Origin of the sequence: Schleiferilactobacillus shenzhenensis LY-73 (assembly GCF_000469325.1) — a bacterium.
Classification (GTDB): domain Bacteria; phylum Bacillota; class Bacilli; order Lactobacillales; family Lactobacillaceae; genus Schleiferilactobacillus; species Schleiferilactobacillus shenzhenensis.
This window is the reverse complement of the sequence record NZ_KI271630.1, coordinates 1-2745: the sequence shown is the minus strand read 5'-3', so window position 1 is coordinate 2745 and position 2745 is coordinate 1. Positions and strand designations below refer to the sequence as shown.

Below are 2745 nucleotides of genomic sequence, written 5' to 3'. Positions count from 1 at the left end.
ATCTAGGCATTTTTGACGATAATCCCGCAGCTGTGGTCATTATTATCTTTGGGACGATTGCAACCATCTCCAGCTCATTCAAGTTGTCACCGGACATCCATCGAGGCGTTGCGTATGCCGAAGAGGCCCTGTGGGTATTCTACGCGACAATCATGCTCATGCGGGACCTGACAAATCCAAACCCGCCGCTTATTGGATTGGCGACAATCTTTATCGTTTTTGTGGCAGTCCGCTTAGCGGCCGAGATTTGGATTGCAGAACCTTCTGATACTGAGCTTGCAACACAAAAACGAATTGATGAAATCAGTCACAAAATCGACCGTATCTTAGACAAGAAATAGGGTGGAGCGACCTTGAACTGGCAAACGATTGTGCCGTTGCTGGTGGCGGCAATCACCGTTGCAGGCAGCATATACGGCGCAAAGCGGAATGCCTCCACCAGTAACGAGAGCATTTACGCGGCTCGCCTCCCAGAACTGCTTGATAAGGTAGTCAAATACATGGATGAGCGCGAACAGTATCTCCATGAAATCGCCAAACTGAAAGAACAGGTTTATCAGGATAACAAGCGTATCAAAGAATTGGAGGACAAAATCAATGGATCTAATCAAAGAGCTCAATCTCGGCACGGCCGCTGAACTGGCGGTGACCGCAGCCATCATCATCGCCCTGGTGCAGGCTGTGAAACGCACAAAGATCGATAACAAATGGCTGCCATGGATCGCCATGGCTCTGGGCATCGTGGCGGGGCTCATCTCTGTGGCCGTGACCAAGGATAGTAACTGGGGCCCGGCAGCCGTGCAGGGATTTCTTCTGGGAGCGGCGACGTCTGGGTTGTTCGACGGTGTCAAGAGTTTCACGGTCACCCCTACGGTAAGTGATCCCGTTCCGGCTGAGCCGGTCCAGGCCAACCCACAGGGGGCGTTGGTCCCAGACAACACCGAGCAGGTCAAGACGGTACCCGACACGACGACAGGCGGTGGGAGCAATGACGGTCAGCATTGAGGCAGCCATCCAGTATATGTACAAACTGCAGGCGCAGCACGTCACGTACAGCATGTATGGCAGTCGGACAGGGGCAGGCGGCACAGCGGACTGCTCTGGGGCGGTTTACACGGCTCTCCGAGCTGGTGGGGCATCCAATGCTGGCTGGGTGCTCAATACGGACAGCTTGCACACCTGGCTCATCGCCAACGGCTTCCGACGAGTGACCGAGAATCGTGAGTGGACAGCTCAACGCGGCGACGTATTTATCTGGGGCCGCATGAATTATTCCGGCGGCGCCGGCGGCCATACGGGTATCTTTATCGGCCACGACAACATTATCCACTGCAACTACGGCAACAACGGCGTCACCGTTAACAACTATGATGCTTACTGGGTTGCAGACGGCGGCCCATACTTCTACGCTTACCGGTACGCTGGGACTGCCACACAAGGAGATGACGATATGGATTTGAGTAAGCTGACGGGGACAGTACCCGTCACTGCATACGGGGTGGCGTGGATCACCAACCCCAATGGAGCCATATTATACGACAACAACCGCAAGGCGACGAGTCGTAAGCTAGCATACGGGACGGGCTGGGTGGTCAACAGCTTGGAAAAAGGTTGGCTCCAAGTTGGCGGCTTGATCCGGCCGGACGACGCTGTTCTCAAACTCAATAAGGGCGCCGTCTCTGACGACTGGACGGGTCAGGTGATCCAAGTCACCGTAGGGGATGCGTACACGCAGGCCAAGCCGACTGGCGGTCAGGCGGGCATTAAGTATCTGCCCAAGGGCAGTCGCTGGAAGGTAATTGGGGCCACCAAGGGCTTTGTCAACATCGGTGGCTGGGTTGATGCCAAGAAGGTTCGCATCGAAGTTTGATGTTTGAAAACGTCATGTAAGCGGAAAATCGACAAATAGAAAGCATATTCCAACGGAATAATCGTCGAAATCTGCTAAATCGAAGAATAACCACGGCCCTGGGGAGTGATCCCTGGGGTCTATTTTTGTGCCAACGTTTGACGTCGCTCTTGGATCAAAGCCTCTAGTTCATCCAGATCTGTACCGACGGCATCATCGCGAATAAAGGACCGAGCGATGGACCGGCGATTAATGTACTGCTTCCGAGCCTTATTCTTCTCTGCCCAACGCTTATTGGCGGCGAGTTTAGCTTCCGACGTCTTATTTTTCACGATGAAACACCATCCAGCACGCGATAATTGAGATGACGAGAGCTGCGATAGAGAGTGCTAGAGATAAGATTTGCATAGGATATTTTCCTTTCGTGTTATACTGTATACAAAGCAACGGGGCGTGGACCCCGCTGCTCTGAACGCTATTTACGCTTGCGACGCTTCTTTTTCTTCTTTGGTGAGAGGAGCTTGATGGCTGTCACAAGGCTGATAATCGATGTTGCTAGGTTGACGACTGTCTCTAGTGCATCGATTTTTTCTTTTGGTGTCATTCCGTTCTCCTTTCTAGTAGGGACCACTGTCACCTCCCTTGCCCTACACCCATTATAATACATGCATATGCATGTAATGTCAACAATTATTTTTGAATATTTCGATTCTACTGGTGCCCGTAAAACCGCAGAAACTTTGACTTGGTGATAGAGGACCATGTACACATTTTGTACACATCGGAAAAATAATGGTCTGTTTTCAGCCGTAACGAAAACCCCGAAACGCTGGTTTAACAGCATTTCGGGGTTCACTTTGATTCATATTTATTCAATTTATGGAGCCTAACGGACT

General features: G+C 51.6%; 6 protein-coding genes. 4 read left to right on the top strand and 2 right to left on the bottom strand.

Features of this window, described 5'->3' with window-relative positions; genetic code table 11:
• The 4 genes from L248_RS16165 to L248_RS15485 all read left to right on the top strand — a co-directional run.
• Positions 1-341 (top strand): hypothetical protein (locus tag L248_RS16165; RefSeq protein ID WP_040537163.1); only part of this gene is annotated, 341 nt, incomplete at its 5' end.
• A 12-nt stretch (positions 342-353) separates the two neighbouring features.
• Positions 354-638, top strand: a complete 285-nt coding sequence (locus L248_RS14885; protein WP_040537162.1) for a hypothetical protein — start codon at positions 354-356, stop codon at positions 636-638.
• On the top strand, positions 598-1005 hold the full coding sequence (locus tag L248_RS14880; RefSeq protein WP_022531085.1) for a hypothetical protein: 408 nt from the start codon (positions 598-600) through the stop codon (positions 1003-1005). Before L248_RS14885 ends, L248_RS14880 begins: the two co-directional genes overlap by 41 nt.
• Positions 989-1870, top strand: a complete 882-nt coding sequence (locus L248_RS15485) for a peptidoglycan amidohydrolase family protein (RefSeq protein WP_052000104.1) — start codon at positions 989-991, stop codon at positions 1868-1870. Before L248_RS14880 ends, L248_RS15485 begins: the two co-directional genes overlap by 17 nt.
• 119 nt (positions 1871-1989) lie before the next feature.
• Here L248_RS15485 and L248_RS14870 read toward each other — a convergent pair whose 3' ends face one another.
• Both L248_RS14870 and L248_RS16460 read right to left on the bottom strand, forming a co-directional pair.
• Positions 1990-2181: a hypothetical protein gene (locus L248_RS14870; RefSeq protein ID WP_155828698.1), complete on the bottom strand. Its 192-nt coding sequence runs from the start codon at positions 2179-2181 to the stop codon at positions 1990-1992.
• Positions 2182-2324: 143 nt separating this feature from the next.
• Entirely contained in the window at positions 2325-2453 is a 129-nt protein-coding gene (locus L248_RS16460; RefSeq protein WP_022531083.1) for a hypothetical protein, read from the bottom strand.
• Positions 2454-2745 lie beyond the last annotated feature (292 nt).

Excerpts from the sequence above, each read along its gene's own strand:
- L248_RS15485 (WP_052000104.1), top strand. The coding sequence starts at position 989 with ATGACGGTCAGCATTGAGGCAGCCATCCAGTATATGTACAAACTGCAG.
- L248_RS16460 (WP_022531083.1), bottom strand. The coding sequence starts at position 2,453 with ATGACACCAAAAGAAAAAATCGATGCACTAGAGACAGTCGTCAACCTA.
- L248_RS14880 (WP_022531085.1), top strand. The coding sequence starts at position 598 with ATGGATCTAATCAAAGAGCTCAATCTCGGCACGGCCGCTGAACTGGCG.